We start from the raw sequence: 26522 nt of genomic DNA, 5'->3' as shown, positions 1-26522 counted from the left end.
ATATCTTATAAATAAGTCCATGCATTGATTAAAACATCATTAATGAATGTCATTAGCATATATTACGTCATATATGTTGAAATAACCTCCTGATATGTGTTACAACTTTAGATAGACATATTGATCCATTCAGGCATGTATCTCGATAAGTGGAGGGAATGAATTCAATGCTAAAAAGAGTGTACTCATTTAACGAAGGTAAGTTGGGAATGAAAGCGCTACTAGGAGGAAAAGGCGCCAATCTCGCGGAAATGACGACACTGGGTCTTCCGATCCCTCCCGGCTTTACGGTGACTACCGAGGCGTGTCGAGCCTACTTTACTTCCGGCGGCAAGCTCCCGGAGGGCTTATTGGGGGAAATTGTAATTGCTCTGCACGACGTTGAGGAAGCCCAGTCGGCTATATTCGGGGATACGGAGCGGCCTTTGCTGGTATCTGTCCGTTCAGGCTCGGTAACCTCGATGCCCGGTATGATGGATACGATTCTGAATCTGGGTCTGAATGATGAAACCGTGCGTGGATTGGCAAAACAGACAGGAAATGAAACCTTCGCCTATGACTGTTACCGCAGGTTTATTCAAATGTTTGGCGAGGTCGTGCTAGGTATAGACGCCATCCATTTTGAACAGCTGCAGGAGCAAAATAAGCTAACCAACAGGCGTGCCAATGACCAGGAGGTTAGCGCAGGAGAATGGAAGGAATTGATCGCAAATTACAAAGAACTTGTCGTAGAGCGGAGCAGCCAGCCGTTTCCACAGGATGTGTATCAGCAATTGCACCTGGCGGTAGAGGCTGTATTCCGCAGTTGGAACAATATGCGTGCCAAGGTGTACCGCAAGGCTTACGGCATTCCGGATGAACAAGGAACAGCAGTGAACATTCAGGCGATGGTGTTTGGCAATCTTGGCAATGACAGTGGAACCGGGGTGCTGTTCACCCGCAATCCTTCCACAGGCGCAAACGAATTGTATGGCGAGTATATGGTAAACGCCCAGGGCGAGGATGTTGTTGCCGGCGTGCGAACACCCAATCCGATTGCCCAGCTTCTGGAGGAGCAGCCGCTAGTTTATGATCGTCTGGAGGAGCTGGCTTCCTTGCTGGAGCGTCATTACCGGGATATGCAGGATATCGAATTCACGATTGAAAAAGGTAATTTGTATCTGCTACAGACACGCAGCGGCAAAAGAACAGCGCAAGCGGCTGTAAAAATAGCAGTAGATTTGGTGGAGGAAGGGATTATCAGCCAAGAGGAGGCGATCCAACGGATCGAGCCGTCCCACATGGATCAACTGCTGCATCGCTCCATTGATACTTCCACACCGCTGGTTGCGATTGCCCAAGGTCTGCCTGCCTCGCCCGGCGCAGCAAGTGGGCGGATTGTATTTGACGCAGATACGGCAGAGAACTGGACGAAGGATGGGCAGAAGGTCATCCTGGTCAGTGTGGAAACCTCACCCGACGATGTTCATGGAATCATTGCCGCCGAAGGAGTGCTAACAAGTCGTGGAGGGATGACCAGTCACGCTGCTGTGGTTGCAAGAGGAATGGGGAAACCCTGCATTTGCGGCTGTGAAGCGCTGAGCATTGATCTGGACCGTCGGAGCGTTAGCATCGGTAACCTGACCTTTCAGGAAGGGGATAATATCTCGATTGATTCGACCTCCGGGCAGGTGTACCAAGGCAGTCTGTCGCTGAGCGAGCCGGCCATCACACCGGAGCTGCTGAAGCTGCTGGAGATTGCGGATGGAATTCGGACATTGAAGGTCTACACCAACGCGGATACGCCACTCGATGCAGTCAAAGCCCGAGAGTTTGGAGCCGAAGGCATCGGGCTTTGTCGGACGGAGCATATGTTTTTCTCGGGCAATCGTCTGCCTATCGTTCAGGCGATGATTTTGGCTGATGATCAGGAGGAGCGGATGCTTCATTTGAATCGTCTGCTCAAAATGCAACAATTTGACTTTGAGGCTATGTTTAGTGCGATGGATGGTTTACCGATGACGATTCGCCTGCTGGACCCGCCGTTACATGAGTTCCTGCCGAATCTGGAACAGCTTCAAGAGCGACAGCGGGAGCTTGAGCTTTCCGGCGACCATACCGAGGAGCTCAAACGTCTTAAAAACACCATCTCCAAGGTACACGAACTGCGAGAAATCAACCCTATGCTCGGTCTACGCGGTGTTCGGCTGGGCATTCTATTTCCAGAGATATACGACATGCAGATTGAAGCAATCTTTAAGGCTGCGGAAGCAGCATTGCGCAAGGGTGTAGATGTAAGACCGGGGATTATGATTCCGCTGGTTGGCCACTCCAATGAACTCAAGCAAATGAGAGAGCTGGTGGATAAGGTAGCCGTTCAGGTGCTTAGCGAGGAATTTAAAGGGTTCAGGTATCGGGTGGGCACCATGATTGAGGTGCCAAGAGCCGCCCTCCTGGCAGATAGCGTGGCTCAATACGCTGACTTTTTCTCCTTTGGAACCAACGATCTGACACAAATGACCTTTGGTTACAGTCGCGATGATGCCGAAGGCAAATTCCTCGGCTCCTATATGGAAAAAAATATTTTGGAAGCGAACCCTTTTCAGGTGTTGGATCAGGATGGCGTAGGCAAGCTGATCGAATGGGCTGTTGCCAAAGGCAGAGCCAAGAAACCTTTTCTGGAGACAGGTATCTGTGGTGAGCATGGCGGGGATCGTGAGTCTATTCTCTTTTGTCACCGCAGCGGATTGGACTATGTCAGTTGCTCACCATACCGGGTGCCATTCGCTCGCATTGCTGCTGCCCAAGCAACCTTGCTTGTCAGAGCGGAGCAGCCTGTGGGAGCGTTGTCCGCATTGTAGTTGATGCATTTTAATAGTATATTGAAAGCGGCCTTCGTCCTGAATTTAATTGGACTGAGGCCGTTTAATTTTTCCTATAACTTCTCGTTTTTGTAAAAGCCGATGTAGCCCTGAATGTCTGCTTGAAGTTACTCAACGTTACGTAGGAACCCAAAACGCGCGGAACAGTTGTAGACAAACTTGAAGTCCAAGCTTTGTACTGTGTACCCGCAGTGTCCATGCGAAGCTGCGGAGAAGAGTAAGTGGCTTGACTGAATGTGTTAAAGCCACTGTCTTCCACACCATGTACCAGCTTTACTGTATTGTAAGTGCTCAATCGCTTCAATGCGTCAGCCGTTGCGGTAACTTCGGTAGCCCAGTCGATAGGCTTGCTATTAATATACAATGTTGCTTTTTTGGTGCCGTGGTTGTAAACGAGTTTCATATCAACTGTTTGTCCTGGACTCAGAAAAGATACAGGTTTGGAACGTACGTCTTCTTTATCTGCGTTAACGACACCGTTGATGAATACTTTGAAGCCTACACCAGCTTTGTAGGAAATACCAGCTTCAATTGCGGATTTACCAATTCCCATGTACCAGTCAACATATCCATCGTTAACATGAATACTGGAAGGGATAGTAAGCTTTGCTGTCAATCCTGTGTAATTGGCTGAGGTAGTCTCTGCAACGATTCCTGCGTGTCTGTTCATATTAATATCTACTCTTTATATTGTTTTTTGAGAAGTTTTTTTACTGTTTTCTCTTCTCATATATATAGGAGTTTTTTTAATATGTTTTACAACCGCACTTCTAAACTTTGTTGACTCTAACTCGAGATAAGTGGTTGATTTCCCAAATAAAAGTTTTCTAGAGATTTAGACACCATAGTCAGTTTAAGAGTGTTACAGATTTAAATTGTTGTTTTAACTATTCACATGTGAACTTCAAGAGCAAAACGATTCCCTACAAGCAAAAGGCAGTTGCCTTTGTCTATTTATACTTACAAAACATCATCCAATTATGCAGTGCCCCATATATGAAATATGATTATGAAGATAGATTGGAAATAACTATCTCAAATTTATTAAATTTTCTAATACATGTAATTTTTTTGGTATAATATACGTCTGAATATACACAATACTATTAAGGAGACTAAAATTATGAATACATTTACCAAAGCGGCTCTAGCATCTGCAATATCTTTTAGCATGCTTGCCAGCGGTGTTTCTGGGGTTTCTGCGGCAGCTTCCAAGTCAATTATTGTGCAAGTGAATAACAAGCCTGTGTCAGGGGATGTAGAGCCATATATTGAAAATGGTTCCACATTGGTGGCATTGAATATGTTAAGATCGCTCCCTAGTGTAACGATCAACTGGAACAACACTTCTAAAACAGTAACTGTAGATAATAACGGAATAAAATCAACACTGGCAGCTGGTAAAAAGGAGGCGATGGTAGGTGGTAAAAAAGTAACGCTGTCTACCTCTTCTGTAATGAAAAATGGTCGTGTTATGGTACCGTTGCGTTTCATTGCAGATGCATCTGGATCTGAAGTGTACTGGAATGCTCCAGATCGTACGGTTTATGTAGCTAAACCGACAGAAAATATGCTGAAAGAAATCCAATCCAGCGATATTTCTGTAGCTCGTCATGGTGCATATGATCTTCCACGTATTGCGAAAGTTGTTGTACTGCAAGGTGAAGAAGGGGATAGTATGGATTACATTCGCTACTTCCCAAAAAACCAATCCAGCGAATTTTTCGAACAACATATGGACATTGTGAATTACTATCGTATCATTGATACACATGTAGAACTGCTCTGGTCTGCAAGAATGAATCTGCAACAGGAAGCTAAAAATGCAAGTCTGCCGTTCATCACCAACAAAATTATTGAACAAAACGGCAAAATGCCAACGATCCCAAAAGGCGTTGTTTATTATAACTATAGCGTTCCGGGCGGCACCACGTACGGGACTATTGATAAAGCCGGTAAAAAAACTCGTCTGGGTGAAGCGACTGAAGATCAAGCTAAGCAAATGTTTTTCTCTATTCCAGAAGAAGAACAACTATAAAAGAAAATTGTCAGAAAAAACTCACAATATGAGTTCTCAATGAGTTCTCAGATTGCCGAGAAACCCACTTTCTTCGAGATGTGGGGTTTCTCTTAGCCTCAATCTAACTTCAGCCACGTAAGAGGGGCTTCCTCTGATGGATCGTAGTGCGGCTTGACCAAGAGGATTAGTTGGTTCGTTCACATCCTTTTCTTACTGTCTCCCAAAATTTCATGTCGCCGCCTTTCAATAGTTTGGAGAGTGGGTACATGGGGACGGATAAGGTATGAAGCTTACTGGTATTAACCCTGTAATTGGCCGTTCGGCTTGGCAAAGAAAAATACTGTGAATAGTCCTATTGCGGGACGTCCCTTTATTTTGCATGTGGATTCAAAACCATAAGCAACGGCTTTTAATTAGTGAATTACGAATTAGTTGGAGGTAGTTAGGTATGAAAAAAATCTTTCTTTCATCTATGCTTACTTTAGGTATGCTCTTAACATTTGCTATTCCGCTTTCTGCGGCACCGTCGATTCAATTAGTTATCAATAGCGAGGTGGTACATTCAGATGCTCCACCCGTTTCTGTCGCAGGGAGAACTATGGTTTCTTTAGCTTCTTTGAAGCCGCTTAAGCTTAATTTAGTCTGGAATGCTGGCCAGAAGACGGTGACTGTCAATGCTCCTGGGGTGAAAGAAAAGCTTGTACTGATGATCGGTCAAAAAGAAGCTTCTTATGGAGAAAAAACGCTTACTTTGGATGTGCCTGCTCAATTGAACAAGAATCGCGTTGTTGTGCCTTTGCGCTTTATCAGCGAAGCCTTTAAAGCAGAGGTGGAGTGGAAAGCGGACAAAAATACTGTCATTATCCGGAGTGCTGATCAAGTAGAAACATATAAGAAGCTGTATCAAGGTACGGATTTGGTGGCGGCACGTAAAATCGCTGTAGACCTTCCTTCGAATGATGAAAATACGCTTCATAATACCGAGGAGGGTGTTTATTATCAGTATATCTTTCCTGAAGGAGAAGCATTGAGATATTATTATGTTGTTGGGAATTTATATACTTACTATGAAATTAAGGATGATGTTAAACATCTAGTTTGGGAAGGTGTAGAAGAAGATTCGAGGAAGAAAATGAAAGAAAAAGGAAAGCGTCCACCGGAAGACAAAACACAATATTATTTTTTACAAGAACGTGTGGATCATAGTGTCACATATGGTAAAGTGGGGACCAAGAAGCCAGTAACGCAAGCTTTGCCTAAAAATACTACGGGATTAGCGGATATTATTGTACCTATTTCCGGAGAAGTAAGGAAAGATTAAATGAAATAGATTATTCACTTCAATTTGGACGTCCTGAGCAATAAGGACGTCTTTTATTTATGTTTTCCTTTTAAGTTTTCTGATCCGTAAGCTTCAGGAGTCGAAAGGCTGAAGAACAAACAGGACAAGAGCGGGGAAACAGGCTCATGCTACTGGCTCTAAGGCGGCAAGAGCGGCCACCTAAGAGCCAGTACGCACCGCTGGGCCGCTACTCACGCCGATAACTAGAGCGCCTACGCCGGGAGAAAGCGCCCGGCCAAGGCGCTCTACGTTCCTGTCGTTCCTTTCACGCAGCCCACGGAGCGAAGGACTTTGAGATCAGGGAGGGCAAAAAAACGGCACGAGGGCTGTTTTTCGCTGCTTCCGCATATGCTAGATTATGTATTCAAATTACATAAAAAGGATTATATATGGTAAAATATATAAATGGGTCCAATACAATTCTATTTTAGACAGAAAGGAAAGAGGTGACTGATTTTAAAGTAGATTACTTGATTATGTGTTCGATGATTAGTGCTTCACCTTTATTAGATTACGTATCCAGGGGAACGTAGGGATAACGGCACGCTGTATATTAAGGAGGAAATTATGAAATTCGTGAAGATTATGACTGTAGGTGCGATAGTAGTGTTGGCGATTTCAGGGTGTAGTGGTAAGGCAAGTTCAAATCAACAACTGCCTCAGAACGAAGTGAATAATATTGGGGTAAACAACACAAAGGAAGGTGTAAAAAAAGTAGACGGAAAAGCAACTATAGAAACATCTAAAGCAACTGACAAAAAGGTGAATTCCGTAGATTATTCACAGTATTATAATAACCAAGACAAATCTAAGGTTGTAGTTTTGGGAAAACAGATTGTATGGAAAAATAAAGACGTTACTTTTACCGCAAAATTAACCAAGGCTAAGGGGAAAGAAACCGCCGAAGCCAATGAAGTTGTGGATTCCATGAAAATAAAAAGTAAGCGCGGAGAGCAACTCGTTAAGCTCAACCCACGACCTTTGAGAGTTAACTCACTTTCTTTATCCAAAAGCAACCAGGTAGCTCTTGATGTAAGCGATCATGAGGGGAGTAGACTTGTTCTAATTAATTTATCCGATGGGACTCAAACTATTGTAAATATGTTTGAGATGAATAGTGACGGAGCGGGGAGTGAAAAGATTGATGCATATAACTGGTCACCAGATGGGAAAAAGATTGCGTTTGGAATCGGTGATCTAGGTTCAAGTTATATCGGAGTATACGATGTTGAGCATAAGAGCTATACGCATGTGTCCGATAAGGATTTTACACTGATCTCCTCTATAGTTTGGCATAAAGATGGGAAAAGCTTTGACTTTGTGAGTAAAGGTGACGATTCTCCACAAGCAGTACTCTATACTTACTCAGAAACAAAAAAATCTATTTTAAAGAAGGGTTCTTTATCTAAGAAGATGAACAGAAGCTATCTCAATTAACACCGAAATTTTGATTGGGCATACAAGGGAGGGCCTCCCAGGCTTCCTTCTTCGTTTTGCATTATATTTTAGACACATATCCTGTCAAGGAGAAAAAAATTTATCTATAAATGATATTGGGGATATCGCGTCTCTGCTTTCTACATATGATGATAGGGAACAATTTGTAAGCGTTTCAATTCAGGGTGACATATAACTATGTGAGGCTACAGGAGGCGATAGAGATGGACAATTACATGAGCTGGATAAAAATTGGTTTTTTTCTCAGCGTTCTGTTTTTACTTGCAGCAGCATGCAGTAGCTCTCCCAAGCTGGAGAACACGGAAGGTAAAAAAGTGCGGCTGACCATGCAGGTCTGGGGGAATCCGGCGGAGCTGAAGGTGTACCAGCGGGCACTGGACGCATTTGAAAAGGAGAATCCGAATATTGAGGTGAAGCTGGTACCTGTACCGGGAGACCAATATGAGCAAAAGCTGCTGACACAGCTTCAAGGAAGTCGCGGACCGGATGTGTTTTATTCGTATGAACCAACGATTGCACGTTTGATTGGGGCGAAGCAGGTACAGCCTTTGGGTGGATTTTTAAAAAGTGATGCCAGTGATGTGAAAGCCGAGGATTTTCCGGAAGGATTATGGGGCCCGGCGAAGCGTGATGGGGAAATCTACGGGGTCACTCCTGACTCGAATCCGATGGTGATGTATTACAACAAAAAAGTCTTTAAAGAAGCAGGTGTGAAAACACCGCAGGAATATTATGACGAAGGCAAATGGAACTGGAATGCGTTTGAGGAAGTCACATCAAAGCTGAAGGCTGCCGGAAAGCAAGGCTATATTGCGGAAAACTGGTGGGCTCACTGGTATTCATGGGTGTGGTCGAATGGCGGCCGGATTTTTGATGAACAAGGCAAGTACGTACTAGATCACAATGAAAAGGGGCAGGAAGCCTTCCGCTTCATGTACGATATGGTTCACAAGGGAAATGCGGTATACCTCGGTTCGCTTCCCAAGGGGCAAGGGGCAGATGCGATGTTCATGTCCAATCAGGTCGGTATGCTGGCGGCGGGAAGATGGCTGGAGCCCTTGTTCAGTCAAAATAAAAGCCTCGACTTTGATTATATTTACTGGCCTTCCAACACAGGCAAAAATGAGCCTGTCGCCATACCGGTTGCCTATGTAGCTGTAAACAAAAATAGTCCGCATGTGCAAGAGGCCATGAAGCTGGCAGCATTCTACGTCTCTGTGAAGGGACAGGAGGCTCGACTCGTTGAAGGCGGGAATGCCATGGGGACGCTTGCCGCCGCAGATGAGAGCATTATGAAAAAGGCGACGATTGAGCATTCCAACTATTTGACCGAAGGAAGCAACAAAGGGCATGCGCATGGCTCTGCTCTGGCCTATGATGACCAGGTACCGGGATTAAACTCGGATATCACGGAGACCATCGACTTGATGTTCCTGGGCAAGCAGGATGCTGCGGCAACGATCGAGAAGCTGAATCAGATCATAACCAAGGCGGTCAAGTAGGCACAGAATACAAGCCGTGACCGGGGAGGAAGGTGACCAGATGCAGAAAAGCATCAAGCGCTGTGGGGCTGCCTTTTCATTGGCCCCCAGTTTCTGGGTCTGATATGTTTTTCACTGCTGCCCTTGCTGTATGCGTTTTACTTAAGCTTTGTGAATTGGGATGGCTTTGGCGTGCCTGTATTTGCCGGTTTGGATAATTTCAGAGGCCAATTAGCTGATCCTGATTTCTGGAAGGCACTGATTAATACAGTGTACTATATGGTGCTGGTTATCCCGGCGGGGATAGCGCTGGCCCTGCTCGTAGCCATTGTGCTCAATAAAGTGAAGGGCAAAGAGATCTACCGTTTGTTCTTTTTTATGCCTGTGGTAACCAGCTCCGTATCGGTCGGGGTCATCTGGATGTGGATACTGAACGGCGAGTTTGGTATTTTCAATCATCTGCTGCGAGCCATTGGCATTATAGGCCCCATGTGGCTTACCGATACGCATTGGGTGATCCCGTCGATTGCTCTACTTAGCATTTGGTTGGGGCTGGGGTATAATATGGTCATTTTTCTGGCAGGACTCCAGGGCATCTCCAAAAGCTATTACGAGGCAGCAGAGATTGACGGAGCCAGCAAGCTTCAGCAGTTAAGGTACATTACACTGCCGTTATTGTCACCGACCACCTTTTTTGTCACCATCATGATGGTGATTAGCTCCTTTCAGGTGTTCGATCAGGCGTTCGTCATCATTCTTGTATTTACCCTGCTGCAATTTAAGATGCAGAAGAGGTGGGTGCACTATGGAGATTAGTTACAGAGGCAGGGTGATCCTGCGCCATATGTTGCTCGCTGTCGGCTCTCTGATCATGTTTTTTCCATTCCTGTGGACCGTCCTCAGTTCCTTAAAGGATATTTCTCAAATTTTTGTCGTCCCGCCCCAATGGATTCCCGATCCGTTTGTCTGGAGCAATTATCCGGCTTCGCTGGAGGCTATGCCCTTCGTGCAGGCGTACATGAACAGCTTTTATATTACGGTCATTATCGTGACAGCAACGCTGATTAGTGCATCTATGGCGGCATATGCTTTTGCCAAAATCCGTTTTCCGGGTTCCAATATACTGTTTATCTTGTTCCTCGCTACGATGATGGTGCCGAAGCAGGTGACGATGATTCCGCTGTACTTGGTGATGGATCGAATTGGATGGCTGGATACGCATTGGTCGCTGATCGTACCTGGAGCCCTGTTTAATGCATTTGCGGTGTTTCTGCTGCGCCAGTTCGTGATGGGGATTCCACGCGATCTAGAGGAAGCAGCGGTCATGGACGGGGCGGGGTATATCCGTATTTATTGGAGCGTCATTCTGCTACTGATTCGTCCGGCATTGGCGGCGATCGGAATTTTCACCTTTTTGGGGGCCTGGAACAGCTTCCTCGATCCGCTCATTTATCTCAATACACCGGAGAAATTTACAGTTCCGCTTTTGCTTAACAATTTCAAAGGGCTGTATACGGCAGACTGGTCACTGATGATGGCGGGGACTACCATTTCCGTCGTTCTGGTGCTGATCGTCTATATCATCGCCCAAAAGCAAATTATTGAAGGCATTACCTTAACTGGAATCAAGGGGGAGGGGCGTTTCCCTGCTCCTTTTTGTGTTTTTTTCGATACTGTAACGGGGGATGTCCGGTGAATTGCTTGAATATACGACCAAAGTGAGCGATGCTGTCAAAACCCGTTTTTTCAGCAATGGAAGTCACTTTCCAGTTTGTTTCTCTCAAATACGCACGAGCCTGCTGGACCCGCACATCCTGAAGATATTCTACTAAGGTAAAACCTGTTGTCTGCTTGAAAATACGGCACAAATACGTGCTGCTAATATAAAAATGCCCTGCCAGCTGATCCAGCGACAGTCTCTCGGCATAGTGGGCATGCAGGTATTCAATGATCGAATATACGCGCTGCTGCTTCTCACTGCATTCCGGTGCAATGGTATCGACAGTGGCCGATTGTATGCGCCGGATGCGGACAAGGAGCTGGATTAGCAAGCTCTGGAGATATAGTTGGCGGTAGGCATGTTCTTGGTGATATTCATCCAGCATCTGCCGGAACAGATGCTCCAGCTCGCGCTGTTTTTCCGCAGACGGGCGAAGCAAAAAGCTTTTTTCAGGCAAAAGCAGGTGGCTCTGATCGCCGGATGGAGTGACAGACGTGGACGAGGCTACAAACGCTTCATCAAAATTGATCAAAATCCGTTCATGGATGCCGTTCCCCTTGTTACTCGTACGGTGAAAATCATGTTTGCTGATCCAGATCAGATCGCCCTTCTGTAGCGCGTATACCCGCTGATTAATGTAGTAGTATCGCTCTCCTGCCAGCAGATAGTAGATTTCATGCGCTTGGTGGACATGGTCGGCAGACATGCTAAACGGCATCGTCCGTAGCGCTTGCTCGATGGCAAAACGGGGTGTGGCAATCATATCGACAGTCTCCTTTAATAAAAGAATGCACGAGGATAATATATGTATACTTTATGAGAAAATTAACAATAAACGCAGAGATTTTGCTCTTTCTATTACTATAAAATAAAAGCAATTCATGTAAAGGGTGTGAACCAATTGGCTAAAATCAAATATGCACTTGTAGGCACCGGAGGTCGGGCCGAATTTTTCTACGGTGAGATTGTTACCGTTTTCAAAGATACCTCGGAGCTGATCGCGTTCTGTGACGTCAATCAGACGAGAATGGATTATGCCAATCGGCTGTTGCAGGAGAAGTACGACCATGAGCCGATTCCGACCTATAAAGCCCATGAATTTGACCGGATGATCGCGGAAACAAAGCCGGATATCGTGATCGTCACGACCATTGACCGGGTACATCATCGGTATATTATCCGGGCGATGGAGCTGGGCTGCGATGTCATTTCCGAGAAGCCGATGACGGTGGACGAGGACAAATGCCAGGATATTCTGGACGCTATAGACCGCACGGGACGGAAGCTGCGCGTCACTTTTAACTACCGTTATGCGCCGCATAATACGAAAATCCGCGAGATTATTATGGACGGGACACTCGGTGATATCTTGTCGGTCAATTTTGAATGGCTGCTGAACACACAGCATGGTGCGGATTATTTCCGCCGGTGGCACCGGCGCAATAGCGGCGATCTGTTGGTGCATAAATCGACGCATCATTTTGACCTGATGAACTTCTGGCTCGGCTCCAAGCCAGAGACGGTATATGCGATGGGCGACCTGAAATTTTACGGCCGGGAAAATGCCGAGCAGCGTGGCGTGACGGAGTTCTACCAACGAGCTTACGGCAGCAAGGTGGCGGAAAATGACCCTTTTGCGTTGCATCTGGACCGCAACGAGCATCTGAAAAGCATGTATCTGGATGCCGAGCATGAGGATGGTTATGTGCGGGATCAAAGCGTATTTGGCGACAATATCAGCATCGAGGATACGCTCAGTGTCATGGTGAAGTACAAGAACAAGGCGGTGATGAACTACTCGCTGAATGCTTACATGCCTTGGGAGGGCTTTATCATCGTATTTAACGGCACCAAGGGACGGATGGAGGTTCGGGTATCCGAGCAATCCTACGTTAATTCTGGCGGCAGCAAGGCAGACGAGGGGGCGTTAAAAGAGAAGACCATCACGATTTATCCTCACTTTGCAGCACCTTATGAGGTCGAAGTAGAGGAAGGCGTAGGGGGGCATGGCGGAGGAGATCCGGTCATGCTGCGCGATATTTTTGATAAGCCGGCAGAAGATCGTTTTCAACGTGCAGCTTCACATATTGACGGCGCATGGTCCATTTTAACAGGTATTGCCGCCAATCGCTCTATTCGTACAGGGCAGCCGGTGAAGGTGGAAGAGTTGGTGCGCTTGTAGCGGAGCGCAACTATAATGATCAAGGAGACCCCTCTGTATTTGCAGATCAACAGAGGGGTCTTCTTTTTTATTGATGATCCGTAGTCAGTTTACGGGCACCCAGTTGTTGCACAGGGCGATGGTTATCGGGAAAGAGGGCAGCGAATTGACTGATTTGGTCTGCCGACATTTCAATAGGCTGCTCCAGCACAGTCCAGTTCACATGCTCTGTGCATGGCGGGGTGGTCAGTGATCCGTTGTAGCGGACCGAGTGCAGATCCTTCGGCAGAAGAGTAGCGAGATTCAGTTCTCCCTCCAGAGCTTCTTCTTGGGAAACATCTTTTGGCAGCTTGGACCAAATACGGCTGAAAGCTTTATTTTCCTTGCCGCCTTGAATGAGTACGCCTAAGACGGCGGTGCTGCCGTTGTCGCTCTGATGAACAAAATGAAGCTCCATATCGGCATTTTTACCATCTATTTGGTGTTCGCTGGGATGATGAAAGTGAAACTGCTTTAAAGTGAACTTGGTACCGTCCAGTACTATATAATTGCTGGGGCTGGCTGCATTGATTTGAACGGTATGCCCATTATTCAGAATGGATACCTTCGTATTGGCATAGTGAACCTGTATCGGCTGCTGCGTTTGCGAAGCTTCCATACGAGTGTGTTCTATGTTGACAGGGGATTGCTCGTGGCCGTTACCACAAGCGGCAAAATCCTTTTCCAGCTCTCCCCAATGTTCGGGTCCCTCATCTCCCTCATAGGACCAGTGCGGAGTTTTCTGAACAACCGCATGTACATTGTTAGCTGCCGGAGCTGAGGTGCTGGTGGAACTAGAAGTCGCGGGCTGAGGATTGCATCCTGTTACCCACACGACTAAGAAAATCGCGAGCGTGCTGGATAAGCACCCTTTCCAGTTTTTTTTCATGTTCTTTGTCCTTCTTCCAGATAGATTATGTGAAACTTTTTACATTGTAAATTATTGTACAAAGCTCCTACAAGGGTACAAGGGCTTAGGAAGGAGATTTTTTCGATTAAATACCTTTGAGTGAAATATGTGTTTGTTATCTTTGGGCAAAAATTACTATAATAATGAAGTGTATATTACAAAAAATACTTCCATATACCAAAGGAGAGATCACATGAAAGCAGCAGTTGTTACAAAAGACAAGAGAGTAAGTATTGAAGAGAAACCTTTGCGCCCCCTAAAGCATGGAGAAGCATTAGTCCAAGTGGAATATTGCGGGGTTTGCCACACAGATTTACATGTAAAAAATGCAGATTTCGGTGATGTCACAGGCAGAGTTTTGGGGCATGAAGGCATTGGAAAAGTTATTGAATTAGGTGAAGGAGTAACCAGTCTCAAAATGGGTGATCGCGTTAGTATTGCCTGGATGTTCGAAAGCTGCGGTCACTGCGAATATTGCCTGACCGGGCGGGAAACGCTGTGCCGTGAAGTTAAAAATGCCGGATACACGGTAGACGGTGCAATGGCAGAACAATGTATTGTCACAGCTGACTACGCGGTCAAAGTACCTGATAATCTTGACCCTGCCGCTGCAAGCAGTGTAACTTGCGCAGGCGTTACAACCTATAAAGCAGTAAAAGTAAGTGATATCAGACCAGGGCAATGGATCGGTATCTTCGGCATTGGCGGCTTGGGTAACCTGGCTGTACAATACGCAAAAAATGTATTCAATGCTAAAGTTGTAGCCTTTGACATCAGTGATGAAAAACTTGAGCTGGCCAAAAAAATCGGTGCCGACTATGTCGTTAACAGTCTGAAAGAAGATCCGGTCGCCCGGGCCAAGGAGTTAACGGACGGCGCTGGTCTGGATGCAACTGTGGTTACTGCTGTTGCCAAAACACCTTTCAACCAGGCAATCGACGTTGTGAAGGCTGGCGCGCGCGTGGTAGCTGTAGGCCTTCCAACCGATAAGATGGATCTGGACATTCCACGTCTGGTTCTAGACGGCATTCAAGTGATCGGCTCCTTGGTCGGCACTCGTGAAGACCTTAAAGAAGCGTTCCAATTCGCTGCAGAAGGTAAAGTCGTCCCTCTTGTACAAAAACGTCCGATTGAAGATATTAATCATATCTTCGAGGAGATGGAGAATGGCAAAATCCAAGGGCGCATGGTCATTGATTTCACGAAATAAAATGATGTCGATCATAGCTCCGTAAATACAGATTGGAATGGAGCGTTCCAAGCGCGTAAGCACCTGCCGATGTATTGCAGGTGCTTTTTTCTATGAACCGCTCCTCTTTACTTTACAGCTTGTTCAAAATGTTATCCTCCAGCACAGCGGATTTATCCCCGTATTCTTTAATAATATGCTTTTCTCCCCAGGCACACAGAGCATCCAGAATGCTTGTCAGACTACATCCATATTCGCTCAGCTCGTACTCCACTCTAGGAGGGACCTGATTGTAGCTGATTCGATTGACAATGCCGTCCTGTTCCAGTTCCCGAAGCTGCTGAGTCAGCATTTTTTGTGTGATGGAAGGCATCAGCCGCTTCAATTCACTTGTCCGCATCTTTCCATGTGTCAAATGACAGAGAATCACACACTTCCATTTTCCCCCGATTACTTCTAACGTTGCCTCAACTGAGATATTGTATTTTTTCTGTCCCATTGCTGATCCCTCCGTGTACTTCACCTCGTGTTATACATAGGGTACTTTTTGGTACCTATATTACTAAAAAGTACGTACTGTTCATAATTGCTTGAGTAATTCATAATAACATCTGCTGGTCGAAGATTTCTATAGATAGGGGTGAAAAACATGTCGTCAGATCAAAAACGAAGTATTTGGCCGCTGCTGGCTTTAGCCATAAGCGCCTTTGCGATAGGAACGACCGAGTTCATCAGCGTGGGACTGCTTCCCCTGATCGCTGAGGACTTGCATATACCCGTAACCATGTCTGCGCTCACTGTAACGTTGTACGCATTGGGGGTGACGATTGGCGCGCCTGTGCTGACCTCGCTAACATCAAATGTTCCCCGGAAAACGCTGCTGCTGTGGATCATGATTGTATTTGTAATAGGCAACAGCCTTGCTGCCGTCTCCAGTGGAATTATCTTGCTACTGATTGCACGCGTCATCTCGGCATTTTCTCACGGGGTGTTCATGTCCATCGGCTCCACCATCGCAGCCGACCTTGTGCCGGATGATCGACGCGCCAGTGCTATTTCTATCATGTTTTCCGGGCTGACCGTAGCCACGGTCACGGGTGTCCCTTTGGGTACCTATGTTGGGCAGCAATGGGGCTGGAGGGCGGCCTTCATGGCGATTGTAGTCGTGGGCATAGTGGCACTTGTCGCCAATCTGATTCTGCTGCCGTCTACTCTGCGCAAAGGGAACAAGACTCCTTTCCGTGAGCAGGTCAAACTGGTTACCAACGGTCGCCTGCTGCTCGCATTTATCATTACAGCCTTGGGGTATGGAGGCACGTTTGTCGTGTTTACTTATTTATCTCCATTACTTCACGACATAACCGGCTTTAAGCCCAATACCGTAACATTTATTCTTTTGCTGTATGGAATTGCGATTGCCATCGGGAATGTTATGGGTGGAAAAGCTGCAAACCGCAAGCCGCTTTCAGCTTTATTTTACATGTTCATGATTCAGGCTGTTGTCCTGTTCCTTCTGCTGTTTACTGTACCTTTTAAAGCAGCAGGACTGATTACAATCTTTTTTATGGGTTTACTAGCATTTATGAACGTGCCTGGTCTACAGGTATATGTAGTCATGTTGGCCGAACGTTTTGCGCCCAAGGCTGTAGATGTTGCCTCCGCCGTCAATATTGCTGCCTTTAACGCAGGGATTGCGATGGGAGCATATGTAGGCGGACTTGTGACTGACTCGCTGGGTCTCATTCATACGACCTGGATCGGCGCCATTATGGTTTTCATGGCCGTTCTGCTCACAGGCTGGAGTCGGATGCTTGAAAAAAGGGATACAACCGCCTTGACAGGCTAAAACTTTTTAAAAATAGAGAGGAAGATATAGAATGACTCAAAACTTGCAAAGCACAACAACCTTGCACAACGGAGTTCATATGCCTTGGTTTGGCATCGGAGTATTTAAAGTAGAGGAAGGCTCGGAGCTGGTCGATGCTATAAAGGCTGCTGTAAAGCATGGCTACCGCAGTATAGATACAGCTGCAATCTATGCGAATGAAAGAAGTGTAGGACAGGCCATTCAGGAAGCCCTTCAGGAGAATAGCCTGTCGAGAGAAGAGTTGTTTGTCACATCCAAAGTGTGGAATGCCGATCTGGGCTATGAGGAGACACGGGCGGCCTATGAGGCAAGCCTGGATAAGCTGGGTTTGGATTATCTGGATCTTTATCTGATTCATTGGCCGGTCCAAGGGAAGTATAAGGAGGCCTGGAGAGCTTTGGAGTCCTTGTATAAGGAAGGACGGATCAAGGCGATCGGAGTCAGCAACTTCCAGATTCATCATTTGGAGGACCTTATGAAGGATGCCGAAATAAAGCCTATGGTCAACCAGGTGGAATTCCACCCACAATTAACACAAGCCGAGCTGCTGCAATTCTGTCAAAAAAACAACATTCAAATGGAAGCCTGGTCCCCGCTCATGCAGGGACAACTGCTTGATCATCCGGTGCTGCAAGACATAGCAGGCAAGTATGGCAAATCGGTGGCACAAGTGATTTTACGCTGGGATGTACAGCAGGGAGTTGTCACCATTCCCAAGTCTACCAAGGCACATCGGATTATTGAAAATGCCGACATCTTTGATTTTGAATTAACAAATGAGGATATGGATCGAATTCAGGCGTTAAATGCCAATCTTCGGGTAGGTCCTGATCCAGATAACTTCGACTTTTAAATTCAGTTTTGATAAGACGCCGTTTCTTTCTTCGTTGAAAGGAGCGGCGTTTTTGTCCATGATGAGCATGGAGCCACAGCATTCCAACCCCGCCATATGCTATGATAGGGTTATGGAAAAAGAGACGGTTTGGAAGCTTATGAGAATGAAAACACTCCGGAGGGCCTCATGAATAAGACAATTGCAGATATAGCCCACATGGCCGGTGTGGCCAAAAGCACGGTATCCCGTTATTTGAATGGCGGGTCTGTCAGTGTGGATACGAAGCGTAAAATTGAACAGGTAGTCAAGGCCACGGGTTATGTGCCCAATACCTTTGCCCAGAGCCTGAAGGCGAAGCGGACCAACATCATCGGAACCGTTGTGCCACGCCTGGATTCCTTTGCGACATCTCATACGCTGATGGGGATTGATGAGGAGCTGCGTTCCCGGCATTATCAGATGCTGATCTCCAATACGAGCCAGGATGTAAAGCGTGAAATAGAAGCGCTTTATGACCTGGGGCGACAAAAGATTTCCGGCATCATTTTGCTGGCTGCTCAAATTACGGACGACCATCTGACCGCGATTCGCGACATTCGTATTCCGGTTTTGCTGGTGGGCCAGCAGCACGAGCAGATTCATAGCCTGATCCATGATGACTACCATGCAGGATATGATATCGGTGCTTATGTTCTTTCGCAGGGACACCGTGAAATTGCCTATGTCGGTGTTACGGAAAAGGATGCTGCAGTTGGCGTACAGCGCAAAGAAGGTTTTAAGCAGGCTGTTCGGGATGCATTGCCTGAGGGGTCTCATACGGACGATGCGTTGCAGGCTGCCGGGTATGATATCAGATACTATGAAACCGGATTTAAAATGTCCGATGCACGGATTGCTGCTTCTGCTATTTTAGATCAGTTCAAGCCTTCGTTAATGGTGTGTGCGACGGATAATATTGCGCTTGGCGTGATCAATGCGGCTTACTCCAGAGGGATTGCCATCCCGTCGGATTTATCGGTGACCGGCTTTGGGGGGTACGATATTACGGCGGTCATCCATCCTGCGCTGACAACCGTTCAATATCCGTATATGGAGGCTGGACGTGTAGCGGCACAAAATATTATGCGGCTGGTAGAGCATAAACCGGTAGAGCTAGTGACGGTCATGAATTATTCTCTTATTGAAAGAGAAAGCGTTGACAAACGCTGAATAAGTGGATTATAATTTCTACGAAACCGGTTCCATGATACTCGGGTACAAATGGAATCGGTTGCAAATCCATGGATAAGTTATTTTTTTAATTGAAATGGAACCGGTTTCCTATATATATTTTTCATCATACTGGAACCGGTTCCTGTTACGCAAGTTTCTAATAAGAATGAGGTACATCTATGAAAATGACAAACGAACAGAAGTATCGGCTTATTGAACAGGCAGAACCAGGTGAGATAGCCAGCCTGGAGGAGAAAGTCAAGCAGTGCCATTGGAGGCAAACATTTCACATTCAGCCACCGACAGGCCTGCTTAATGACCCCAATGGCTTTTCCTATTACAAGGGTGAATACCATTTGTTCTATCAGTGGTTCCCTTTGGGAACCGATCATGGAATGAAATACTGGTATCACTTGAAGTCCAAAGATCTGGTAGCATGGGACAGTGCGGGAGTCGGTATTACACCAGGGGATACCTTTGATTCACACGGGGCTTACTCAGGCAGCGCGCTGGAGCATGATGGCAAGTTGTATATGATGTATACGGGAAATACACGGGATGAAAACTGGATCAGACATCCTTATCAATGCATGGCTGTTATGGATGAGAACGGTCTCATTACTAAATGGGAGCAGCCTGTCATTTCAAGTGTACCAGAAGGGTACACAGACCATTATCGTGATCCTAAGCTATGGAAGGATGGCGATAGCTTTTACTGTGTAATTGGTGCCCAGAGAACGAATTCAACAGGCTGCATCGTCCTTTATAGATCAACAGATCTTCACTCGTGGCAGTTTGAGGGAGAGCTCCGCACAGGGCTGGAGTCGTTTGGCTACATGTGGGAATGCCCGGATTATTTTGAACTGGATGGCTCGGGTGTACTGGTCTTTTCTCCTCAAGGCCTGGAGCCTTCCGGGGATGAGTACCACAATATTTATCAATCGGGGTACGTCATCGGCAAGCCGTTGAATATCGAGACAAGGGCATTGGAGCATGGGACGTTCCACGAGCTTGATAGAGGCTTTGACTTCTATGCGCCGCAAACGATGGTTGATCCGCAGGGACGGCGTATTATGGTGGCATGGATGGGAATGCCGGATATTGACTATCCGACAGACCCGAACGGATGGGCTCATTGCCTGACACTGCCGAGGGAGCTTATCCTTCATGAGGGTAAACTGTTGCAGAAGCCGATCCCCGAGCTGACTTCACTGCGTAGAAAGCGTGAGGATCGGGTAGCAGATACATTATCGTCAGAGAAAAAGACCTATGAGGGCTTCACGGGCACGTCCTACGAGCTGATTTGTGAGGTTGACCTTTTGAGCGCCAAGACGTTTGGTATTGAATTCCGTGCGAGTGCGACTGAGAGAACGGTAATTAAATATGATGCCGTCAGCCGTAAGCTTGTACTGGACCGTTCGCAATCGGGTGAGCCTGTTGCGGCTTCGTATGGTGAGGTACGGCAGTGTGCATGGGATAAAGACCATATCAAGCTTCATTTGTTTGTAGATACGTCTTCAGTTGAGATTTTCGTCAATGATGGGGAAGAAGTGTTCACCAGTCGTATTTTTCCGCACCCAGAGAGTGACGAAATACACTTTTTTGCCGACAAGGGAGAGGCATTCTTCCAAGCGGTGAAATGGGATATTACAGAGTAGGCTAGTCATCAAGTGGATCGTTAATCAGCAATAACATAACGGAATAAACGAGAGGATGAACATCATGGCGGAAAACCGGGAAATTGCCAAAGAAGTGATTCAAGCGATTGGTGGGGAGGAAAATATTGCGTCCTTTGCTCACTGTGCGACACGTCTGCGGATTATGGTGCATGACAAGGATAAGATTGATCAGAAGAAGGTTGAGGAGATCGACAAGGTCAAGGGTGCTTACTTTAATTCAGGTCAATATCAGATTATTTTTGGTACGGGTACGGTCAATCGGATTTTTGAAGAGGTTGAAAAGCTTGGCATGTCTGGATCTTCCAAAGAAGAGGTGAAAAGTCAGGCGACAAAAGAAGGAAACGTCTTCCAACGCTCCATTCGTACCTTTGGCGACGTGTTTGTACCGATTATTCCTGTGCTGGTCGCTACAGGGCTGTTCATGGGACTGCGTGGCTTGCTCACACAGCCGCAAATTCTCGCTCTGCTGGGCATGACCCCACAGGACATTTCACCCAATTTTCTATTGTATACTCAGGTATTAACGGATACAGCCTTTGCTTTTCTGCCTGCGCTGGTCGCCTGGTCAGCCTTTAGAGTATTCGGCGGCAGCCCGGTGCTGGGGATCATTCTCGGTCTGATGCTGGTGAACCCAGCCCTGCCCAACGCTTATAGTGTTGCCGAAGGCTCAGCTAAAGCCTTGACGATGTTCGGATTCATTCCTGTGGTAGGCTATCAGGGCTCGGTATTGCCGGCCTTCTTCGTGGGCCTGATCGGAGCCAAGCTGGAGCGGGCGCTGCGCAAACGGGTGCCTGAAGCGCTGGATCTGATTCTTACACCGTTTTTAACACTGTTGATCATGATTACACTCGGGCTGTTTGCCATCGGTCCGATTTTCCATTCCTTGGAAGAATGGGTGCTGCACGGAACAACGTTTGTGCTTGATTTGCCTTTCGGTATTGCAGGGATCGTCATCGGCTTCTTGCATCAAATTATCGTCGTTACGGGTGTGCATCATATATTTAATTTTCTGGAAATTCAACTGCTCGAAAAGAATGGCGTGAACGCATTCAATGCGATCATTACCTGCGCGATGGCTGCCCAAGGTGCCGCTTGTCTGGCGGTTGGACTGAAAACGAAGAATGCCAAGCTGAAAGCATTGGCACTTCCATCCTCGCTGTCTGCTTTTCTGGGAATCACTGAGCCGGCTATTTTCGGTGTTAACCTGAGATATATGAAGCCTTTTATTATGGGACTAGTCGGTGGGGCTGTTGGCGGTTTCATCGCCTCTATCTTCCATTTGGCGGCTACAGGTATGGCCATTACGGTTATTCCGGGCACGCTGCTGTATATGAACCATCAGCTTCCGCTTTACATTTTAGCGAACCTGGCTGCTATGGCTGTAGCGTTTGTCCTGACCTGGATGTTCGGCTATAACGATAAAATGCTGGAGGAAGTCAAAACCGCAGGTTCCTCCAGCTAACACCAACTAGGTGCAGAAATAAGAACGCATACGCGTATGAATGAACTGTAACGGTCGCCCTACTTTGGAGCACTCTTCGGTCCTTGTTGTAAAAGGGCCGCTAGAGAAGGCTTCTCAGGTAGGGTGACCGTTTTTTATGATATATTTGCTCTGTTCCAGTGGCTATTGGGCTAGATGATCGAAGAGCGTTCATCCAGAAATTCGGACGGGCAGCAGCCTGTTAGCCGTTTGAAGATTCGATGAAAATAGGAAACATCACTATAACCGACATACTCTGAAATTTCACGAATCGTCAGCCGGGACTCAGTCAGCATGTAGATGGCCGTTTTAATGCGTTGTGTATGTACATGCTCGCTAATGGTTTGGCGTGTAACCTCACGAAGCAGTGTGGCAGCATAGTTGGGTGTTTTGCGGATGACGTCGCCAAGTTCCTCTTTCGTCACTTTTTCCCGATAATGATTTTGGATATACTGCTTCATATACTCCACAAGCCGTTCTTTATCGCTGGAAATGACGCCTTTATCCCATTCCTGATTGATATAAATCATCGCCTCGGTCAACAGGCAGTCAGCCATCAGCGTATAGTAGCTTGGGCGCTCAGTCCATTGGTAATACACCGACTTGACCCGTTCATGCAGCATATCGTAGCATCCGAGCTTGATCGACAGCGGCTTGTTCGTGTTCAGTATGGGAAGTACGTCATCCGTACATGTTTTGCGGCAGTGTATCACATACTTGGTATGAAAAAGCGTAGGAATACTTTTGCCATAGTAAGGCAGATGTCCGGGCAGAATCAGAGCCTCACCCTTGCCGAGAATAATCTTGCAATCGTTCACCCAATATACACATTTTCCAAAGGTGACCAAAATGAACATGTAGTCCACATTATCGTTAGCTGGACCAGCCTTCTCGTACCAGTCCACGCCATGGTCCTGTCGCACGTTCGTGATTGTAATCATGAAGTCACTCTCCATGTCTTAAAGATTCATTGTACTGTACTATAATACAGTCATCATACTATAGTTCATAGTCTTGTCACACCGATATAGATAAAATAAAGTCATAAAAGTTTAAATAGATAGAGCAGCAAAGTGGAGTGGAATAGAACCATACTGGAATTACTACCAAAAAGTAAAGACATTCAGGAGGATGACATTTCTATGCTTAAAACGAAAATTATTTGTACTATGGGACCTGCCTGTGACTCCATTCAGTTATTAAAAGAAATGATTCAGGCCGGTATGACAGTAGCTCGCTTGAACATGGCTCACGGGGAGCTCGAAGATCACGTTAAACGTATTGAAAATGTGCGACAGGCTGCCAAGGAACTGGGAACCTTTATTCCTGTCATGATGGATATCAAGGGACCTGAAATTCGGATCGGCAAGCTGAAAGAAGCATCCTGTCTGCTGAAACCAGGCAGCCAGCTGATTCTGACAACAGAAGAGATTTTGGGGGATGAGCACCGTATTTCGGTGAATTACCCTGATATGCCAAAGGACATCAAACCAGGCGATCGTATTTTGATTGACGACGGTTTGGTTGATCTGACTGTAACTTCTGTTGAGGGTACTGAAATGATTTGTAATATTGTAAGCGGCGGTGTTTTGAAGCCGAGAAAAGGTGTGAATCTGCCAGGGATTCATACGACTCTTCCAGGCGTAACGGAGCGCGATGTGAAGCACATCCAATTTGGGGTGGAGCAGCGTATCGAGCTGATTGCGGCTTCTTTTGTGCGTAAGGGCGACGATATCCGTGAAATCCGTGAGATTTTGAAAGGACATCAAGCTGAGCATGTGCAAATTTATTCCAAGATTGAAAATGCCGAGGGCATGGAAAACCTGGATGATATTATCGAAGCTTCGGATGGTATTATGGTAGCCCGTGGCGATTTGGGTGTAGAAGTGCCGATTCAAGACGTGCCTGTGATGCAAAAAGAAATGATCGACAAGTGTAATCTGGTCGGCAAGCCGGTCATCGTAGCTACACACATGCTGGAATCCATGCAGGTTAACCCGCGTCCGACGAGAGCCGAAGTCAGTGACGTATTTAATGCGGTAATGCAAGGAGCCGATGTAGTGATGCTGTCGGGCGAATCTGCCGCAGGTAAATACCCTGTCGAGTCCGTTCGCACGATGGCTGCGGTAGCTGCCAGAGCGGAATCACAGTTTGATTACCAGGAGCAGTTCGATAAGCGTAGAGCACGCCAAAGCACGAACATCACCGAAGTGATCAGTCAGGGCGCGGTTAGCTCCTCTCTTGAGCTGGATGCCAAGGCGATCATTACCTCGACTGCCAGCGGATTCACGGCGCGAATGGTGTCCAAATATCGTCCGAAGGCTCCGATTATTGCGGTTACCCCGAACAGTACGGTATTTGCCAAAATTTGTCTGTTATCCGGGGTATTCCCGGTCAAAGGGGATAAAGTAGCGACGACGGATGAAATGTTCGAATCCTCGATCCGCAATGCCCTGAACGCAGGGTATATCCAAAAAGGGGATACCATCGTACTGTCAGCGGGCGTTCCTGTTGCAGAGGTTGGTGCGACGAACCTGATCAGAGTACATCAAGTATAGGCTAAATAGATCAAAAAGAGGCGCTGATTCCCCTTGGGTTCAGCGCCTCTTTTTATATCCTGTCGTGTCCCAGACTTCTTACAGCCCGAACACACTTTTAGCAACGACCTGTGTTAATTCTGCCTTATGAGCTTGGTATTGCTCAAGCGTAATGCTCTTATTGGCCAGTCGTTGATCGAGCTGCTCCGTTAGCTGAGCTACCTGCAAGTCAACGACAGCCTGAGCGTCCCGTTGATGGCTCGAGGCAATATCCGCCAAGGTTTGACCGTTATATAGTGCATCATACAGTTGCTCATCCGAGGATAAACCCAGGGTATCCAGCAGTTCGTCATCCTTGGATGCTTCACTATCCTGTACCTGCAGGGCTCTCTCCGGAGCCAATGCAGCAGCATTAGCCCGACTTCCCCATGTAGAGGACTGCCCAATCGACAACGCCAGCAACAGTGTGCAGATGACCATCATTCGTTTTCGATTCATAAGTGTAGATCTCCTTTTGTTCATTAAATTCTGACAGGGTGTGAATGGTATATGGATATCCAACGGGAATCATGTTTATGCCTGTAGACCATCCGGCTTATGTAGTTACCAGATCGGTTAAATACATCATACACGCCCAATCTTAGCGCCAGCTTAATACTCGTTTAAAATAAACTAAATGAGGACGTTATAAACAGGTAACGTCAAAAAAATTCACAGATGACGTATGAAGGGTGCACTTTACTCTTTGGATCCTGTTTTTTCCTTTGACCACATTTTTCGTATTCCATGTATACAGAGCAGTAGCACAGGCAAAAGAAGGCCTACAGATAAGACATAAGGTGTCCATATTTTCGCATCCCAGGATTGCTGGTAAGGTACATTTGGGTATATGATCACTGACATGACGACCAGGATCACCCCGAGAGGGGAAACCAGCGGACGATAGTCTTTCAAATTAAAGATTTGGGTAATGGCTATCATAATGGAGTATAGGTACAGGACCAGCCTGAAAAAGAGGGAAATAAACCACAGGGCGGCCATAACTGCTTCAATACGCTGAAGGAAGTTTCCAATATTGATTTTTTTGGCTAATAAATAGCTCGGGTAAATATTTCTTGCCGTAAATCCAGGGCCAAAAACCAGAATTGCCAATGTAACGAGCAGAACCAGAGTCAATCCGCCAATCAGGCTTCCTATTAGAAAGGCCTTACGTGCTTGATCGGGATGATCTACAAAAGGAAAAATCATTAACAAAACCATATGAGACAGAAATGCAATACTTATGAAGGATAAGACAGCAGGCCAGATGGGCCCCCATCCCATCTCCAGCATGGGTTGAGCGTTCTCCAGCTTAATATTAGATACTACCAAAACGACAAAAGCCGTATAAAGCAGGATGAATAAGGGAAACAACAGCTCGGCCGAACGGGCTAGCGTTTCAAGTCCAAGACGCACCCCCATCAATACAATGAGCGCAAAAAGGATATTGACCGCTTGAACCGGCGTTTCCGGTATCATTTGAGTCGTCAGAAAACTCCCCGAATCATACAACACCGCAGCAGGCCCACTCAGAAAAAATGTAATGACAAACAGAAGAGCAACGGACTTCCCTAACCACTTGCCGAGCAGAGTTTCCATGATTTCAATCAGGGTCATTTGTGGATACAGGATGGTAATCGTATTGTACAGCCATATCAAAAGCAGCCCCGCCCCTACACCGACGAATGACGC

22 protein-coding genes are annotated in these 26522 nt (G+C 46.5%); 15 read left to right on the top strand and 7 right to left on the bottom strand.

Going from position 1 to position 26522, the window contains the following annotated elements; translation table 11 throughout:
• The first annotated feature begins 167 nt into the window (after positions 1 to 167).
• Positions 168 to 2840 carry a pyruvate, phosphate dikinase gene (ppdK, locus tag L693_RS0120900; RefSeq protein WP_025719665.1) on the top strand — a complete coding sequence of 891 codons (2673 nt, stop codon included), beginning with the start codon at positions 168 to 170 and terminating at the stop codon, positions 2838 to 2840.
• 64 nt (positions 2841 to 2904) lie between these two features.
• On the opposite strand, the gene L693_RS0120895 is transcribed toward ppdK, so the two are convergent.
• The gene (locus L693_RS0120895) at positions 2905 to 3531 is read right to left on the bottom strand and encodes a hypothetical protein (RefSeq protein WP_025719662.1); all 627 of its coding nucleotides are present in this window, start codon (positions 3529 to 3531) and stop codon (positions 2905 to 2907) included.
• A 453-nt stretch (positions 3532 to 3984) separates the two neighbouring features.
• On the opposite strand from L693_RS0120895, the gene L693_RS0120890 reads away from it, so the two are divergent.
• The 6 genes from L693_RS0120890 (at position 3985) to L693_RS0120865 (ending at position 10858) form a co-directional block, all read left to right on the top strand.
• Positions 3985 to 4899, top strand: coding sequence for a copper amine oxidase N-terminal domain-containing protein (locus tag L693_RS0120890; RefSeq protein ID WP_025719660.1), 915 nt, complete (start codon positions 3985 to 3987; stop codon positions 4897 to 4899).
• A gap of 430 nt (positions 4900 to 5329) precedes the next feature.
• Entirely contained in the window at positions 5330 to 6202 is an 873-nt protein-coding gene (locus L693_RS0120885) for a copper amine oxidase N-terminal domain-containing protein (RefSeq protein ID WP_049825242.1), read from the top strand.
• Positions 6203 to 6790: 588 nt separating this feature from the next.
• Positions 6791 to 7660 carry a protein tolB gene (locus tag L693_RS0120880; protein ID WP_231503722.1) on the top strand — a complete coding sequence of 290 codons (870 nt, stop codon included), beginning with the start codon at positions 6791 to 6793 and terminating at the stop codon, positions 7658 to 7660.
• 224 nt (positions 7661 to 7884) lie between these two features.
• A complete protein-coding gene (locus tag L693_RS0120875; protein ID WP_025719658.1) occupies positions 7885 to 9183 on the top strand; it encodes an ABC transporter substrate-binding protein in 1299 nt (432 codons plus the stop codon).
• 60 nt (positions 9184 to 9243) lie between these two features.
• Positions 9244 to 9978, top strand: a complete 735-nt coding sequence (locus L693_RS0120870) for a carbohydrate ABC transporter permease (RefSeq protein WP_049825241.1) — start codon at positions 9244 to 9246, stop codon at positions 9976 to 9978.
• Positions 9968 to 10858, top strand: a complete 891-nt coding sequence (locus L693_RS0120865) for a carbohydrate ABC transporter permease (RefSeq protein WP_025719655.1) — start codon at positions 9968 to 9970, stop codon at positions 10856 to 10858. The genes L693_RS0120870 and L693_RS0120865 overlap by 11 nt, the downstream gene beginning before the upstream one ends.
• Here L693_RS0120865 and L693_RS0120860 read toward each other — a convergent pair.
• Complete coding sequence (locus tag L693_RS0120860; RefSeq protein WP_025719653.1) at positions 10788 to 11645, bottom strand: helix-turn-helix transcriptional regulator; 858 nt, start codon at positions 11643 to 11645, stop codon at positions 10788 to 10790. The two genes, L693_RS0120865 and L693_RS0120860, sit on opposite strands and share 71 nt — an antisense overlap.
• Positions 11646 to 11783: 138 nt before the next feature.
• Here L693_RS0120860 and L693_RS0120855 point away from each other — a divergent pair, with 138 nt between their 5' ends.
• A complete protein-coding gene (locus tag L693_RS0120855; RefSeq protein ID WP_025719651.1) occupies positions 11784 to 13064 on the top strand; it encodes a Gfo/Idh/MocA family oxidoreductase in 1281 nt (426 codons plus the stop codon).
• Between the two features lie 67 nt (positions 13065 to 13131).
• Here L693_RS0120855 and L693_RS0120850 read toward each other — a convergent pair whose 3' ends face one another.
• Positions 13132 to 13971 carry a carbonic anhydrase gene (locus L693_RS0120850; RefSeq protein WP_025719649.1) on the bottom strand — a complete coding sequence of 280 codons (840 nt, stop codon included), beginning with the start codon at positions 13969 to 13971 and terminating at the stop codon, positions 13132 to 13134.
• 214 nt (positions 13972 to 14185) lie between these two features.
• On the opposite strand from L693_RS0120850, the gene adhP reads away from it, so the two are divergent.
• A complete protein-coding gene (gene adhP, locus L693_RS0120845; protein ID WP_025719647.1) occupies positions 14186 to 15202 on the top strand; it encodes an alcohol dehydrogenase AdhP in 1017 nt (338 codons plus the stop codon).
• 112 nt (positions 15203 to 15314) lie between these two features.
• Here the strand turns inward: adhP and L693_RS0120840 are convergent, their stop codons facing one another.
• Positions 15315 to 15680, bottom strand: coding sequence for a winged helix-turn-helix transcriptional regulator (locus tag L693_RS0120840; protein ID WP_025719646.1), 366 nt, complete (start codon positions 15678 to 15680; stop codon positions 15315 to 15317).
• A 150-nt stretch (positions 15681 to 15830) separates the two neighbouring features.
• On the opposite strand from L693_RS0120840, the gene L693_RS0120835 reads away from it, so the two are divergent.
• The 5 genes from L693_RS0120835 (at position 15831) to L693_RS0120810 (ending at position 22236) form a co-directional block, all read left to right on the top strand.
• Positions 15831 to 17027 carry an MFS transporter gene (locus L693_RS0120835; protein ID WP_025719644.1) on the top strand — a complete coding sequence of 399 codons (1197 nt, stop codon included), beginning with the start codon at positions 15831 to 15833 and terminating at the stop codon, positions 17025 to 17027.
• 31 nt (positions 17028 to 17058) lie between these two features.
• Entirely contained in the window at positions 17059 to 17901 is an 843-nt protein-coding gene (locus L693_RS0120830; RefSeq protein WP_025719642.1) for an aldo/keto reductase, read from the top strand.
• A gap of 168 nt (positions 17902 to 18069) precedes the next feature.
• Entirely contained in the window at positions 18070 to 19092 is a 1023-nt protein-coding gene (locus L693_RS0120820; protein ID WP_025719640.1) for a LacI family DNA-binding transcriptional regulator, read from the top strand.
• A gap of 182 nt (positions 19093 to 19274) precedes the next feature.
• Positions 19275 to 20753: a glycoside hydrolase family 32 protein gene (locus tag L693_RS0120815; RefSeq protein WP_025719639.1), complete on the top strand. Its 1479-nt coding sequence runs from the start codon at positions 19275 to 19277 to the stop codon at positions 20751 to 20753.
• Positions 20754 to 20817: 64 nt separating this feature from the next.
• The gene (locus L693_RS0120810; RefSeq protein WP_025719637.1) at positions 20818 to 22236 is read left to right on the top strand and encodes a sucrose-specific PTS transporter subunit IIBC; all 1419 of its coding nucleotides are present in this window, start codon (positions 20818 to 20820) and stop codon (positions 22234 to 22236) included.
• A gap of 170 nt (positions 22237 to 22406) precedes the next feature.
• Here the strand turns inward: L693_RS0120810 and L693_RS0120805 are convergent, their stop codons facing one another.
• Positions 22407 to 23195 carry a helix-turn-helix domain-containing protein gene (locus L693_RS0120805; RefSeq protein WP_025719633.1) on the bottom strand — a complete coding sequence of 263 codons (789 nt, stop codon included), beginning with the start codon at positions 23193 to 23195 and terminating at the stop codon, positions 22407 to 22409.
• A 201-nt stretch (positions 23196 to 23396) separates the two neighbouring features.
• On the opposite strand from L693_RS0120805, the gene pyk reads away from it, so the two are divergent.
• Positions 23397 to 24812, top strand: a complete 1416-nt coding sequence (pyk, locus tag L693_RS0120800) for a pyruvate kinase (RefSeq protein ID WP_025719631.1) — start codon at positions 23397 to 23399, stop codon at positions 24810 to 24812.
• Positions 24813 to 24890: 78 nt separating this feature from the next.
• Here pyk and L693_RS0120795 read toward each other — a convergent pair whose 3' ends face one another.
• Together L693_RS0120795 and L693_RS0120790 are read right to left on the bottom strand one after the other, a co-directional pair.
• Positions 24891 to 25289: a hypothetical protein gene (locus tag L693_RS0120795; RefSeq protein WP_025719629.1), complete on the bottom strand. Its 399-nt coding sequence runs from the start codon at positions 25287 to 25289 to the stop codon at positions 24891 to 24893.
• 240 nt (positions 25290 to 25529) lie between these two features.
• The coding region (locus L693_RS0120790; RefSeq protein ID WP_025719627.1) for a GerAB/ArcD/ProY family transporter at positions 25530 to 26522 on the bottom strand (993 nt) is incomplete at its 5' end.

The sequence above is a fragment of the Paenibacillus sp. 1-18 genome (genome assembly GCF_000520755.1).
In the GTDB taxonomy this organism is placed as follows: Bacteria; Bacillota; Bacilli; order Paenibacillales; family Paenibacillaceae; genus Paenibacillus; species Paenibacillus brasilensis.
This window is presented reverse-complemented; position numbering and strand designations above follow the sequence as displayed.

What these genes read in the sequence shown, in the direction of transcription:
- ppdK (WP_025719665.1), top strand. Translation starts at nt 168, where the DNA reads ATGCTAAAAAGAGTGTACTCATTTAACGAAGGTAAGTTGGGAATGAAA.
- L693_RS0120895 (WP_025719662.1), bottom strand. Translation starts at nt 3,531, where the DNA reads ATGAACAGACACGCAGGAATCGTTGCAGAGACTACCTCAGCCAATTAC.
- L693_RS0120890 (WP_025719660.1), top strand. Translation starts at nt 3,985, where the DNA reads ATGAATACATTTACCAAAGCGGCTCTAGCATCTGCAATATCTTTTAGC.
- L693_RS0120885 (WP_049825242.1), top strand. Translation starts at nt 5,330, where the DNA reads ATGAAAAAAATCTTTCTTTCATCTATGCTTACTTTAGGTATGCTCTTA.
- L693_RS0120880 (WP_231503722.1), top strand. Translation starts at nt 6,791, where the DNA reads ATGAAATTCGTGAAGATTATGACTGTAGGTGCGATAGTAGTGTTGGCG.
- L693_RS0120875 (WP_025719658.1), top strand. Translation starts at nt 7,885, where the DNA reads ATGGACAATTACATGAGCTGGATAAAAATTGGTTTTTTTCTCAGCGTT.
- L693_RS0120865 (WP_025719655.1), top strand. Translation starts at nt 9,968, where the DNA reads ATGGAGATTAGTTACAGAGGCAGGGTGATCCTGCGCCATATGTTGCTC.
- L693_RS0120860 (WP_025719653.1), bottom strand. Translation starts at nt 11,645, where the DNA reads ATGATTGCCACACCCCGTTTTGCCATCGAGCAAGCGCTACGGACGATG.
- L693_RS0120850 (WP_025719649.1), bottom strand. Translation starts at nt 13,971, where the DNA reads ATGAAAAAAAACTGGAAAGGGTGCTTATCCAGCACGCTCGCGATTTTC.
- adhP (WP_025719647.1), top strand. Translation starts at nt 14,186, where the DNA reads ATGAAAGCAGCAGTTGTTACAAAAGACAAGAGAGTAAGTATTGAAGAG.
- L693_RS0120840 (WP_025719646.1), bottom strand. Translation starts at nt 15,680, where the DNA reads ATGGGACAGAAAAAATACAATATCTCAGTTGAGGCAACGTTAGAAGTA.
- L693_RS0120835 (WP_025719644.1), top strand. Translation starts at nt 15,831, where the DNA reads ATGTCGTCAGATCAAAAACGAAGTATTTGGCCGCTGCTGGCTTTAGCC.
- L693_RS0120830 (WP_025719642.1), top strand. Translation starts at nt 17,059, where the DNA reads ATGACTCAAAACTTGCAAAGCACAACAACCTTGCACAACGGAGTTCAT.
- L693_RS0120820 (WP_025719640.1), top strand. Translation starts at nt 18,070, where the DNA reads ATGAATAAGACAATTGCAGATATAGCCCACATGGCCGGTGTGGCCAAA.
- L693_RS0120815 (WP_025719639.1), top strand. Translation starts at nt 19,275, where the DNA reads ATGAAAATGACAAACGAACAGAAGTATCGGCTTATTGAACAGGCAGAA.
- L693_RS0120810 (WP_025719637.1), top strand. Translation starts at nt 20,818, where the DNA reads ATGGCGGAAAACCGGGAAATTGCCAAAGAAGTGATTCAAGCGATTGGT.
- L693_RS0120805 (WP_025719633.1), bottom strand. Translation starts at nt 23,195, where the DNA reads ATGATTACAATCACGAACGTGCGACAGGACCATGGCGTGGACTGGTAC.
- pyk (WP_025719631.1), top strand. Translation starts at nt 23,397, where the DNA reads ATGCTTAAAACGAAAATTATTTGTACTATGGGACCTGCCTGTGACTCC.
- L693_RS0120795 (WP_025719629.1), bottom strand. Translation starts at nt 25,289, where the DNA reads ATGAATCGAAAACGAATGATGGTCATCTGCACACTGTTGCTGGCGTTG.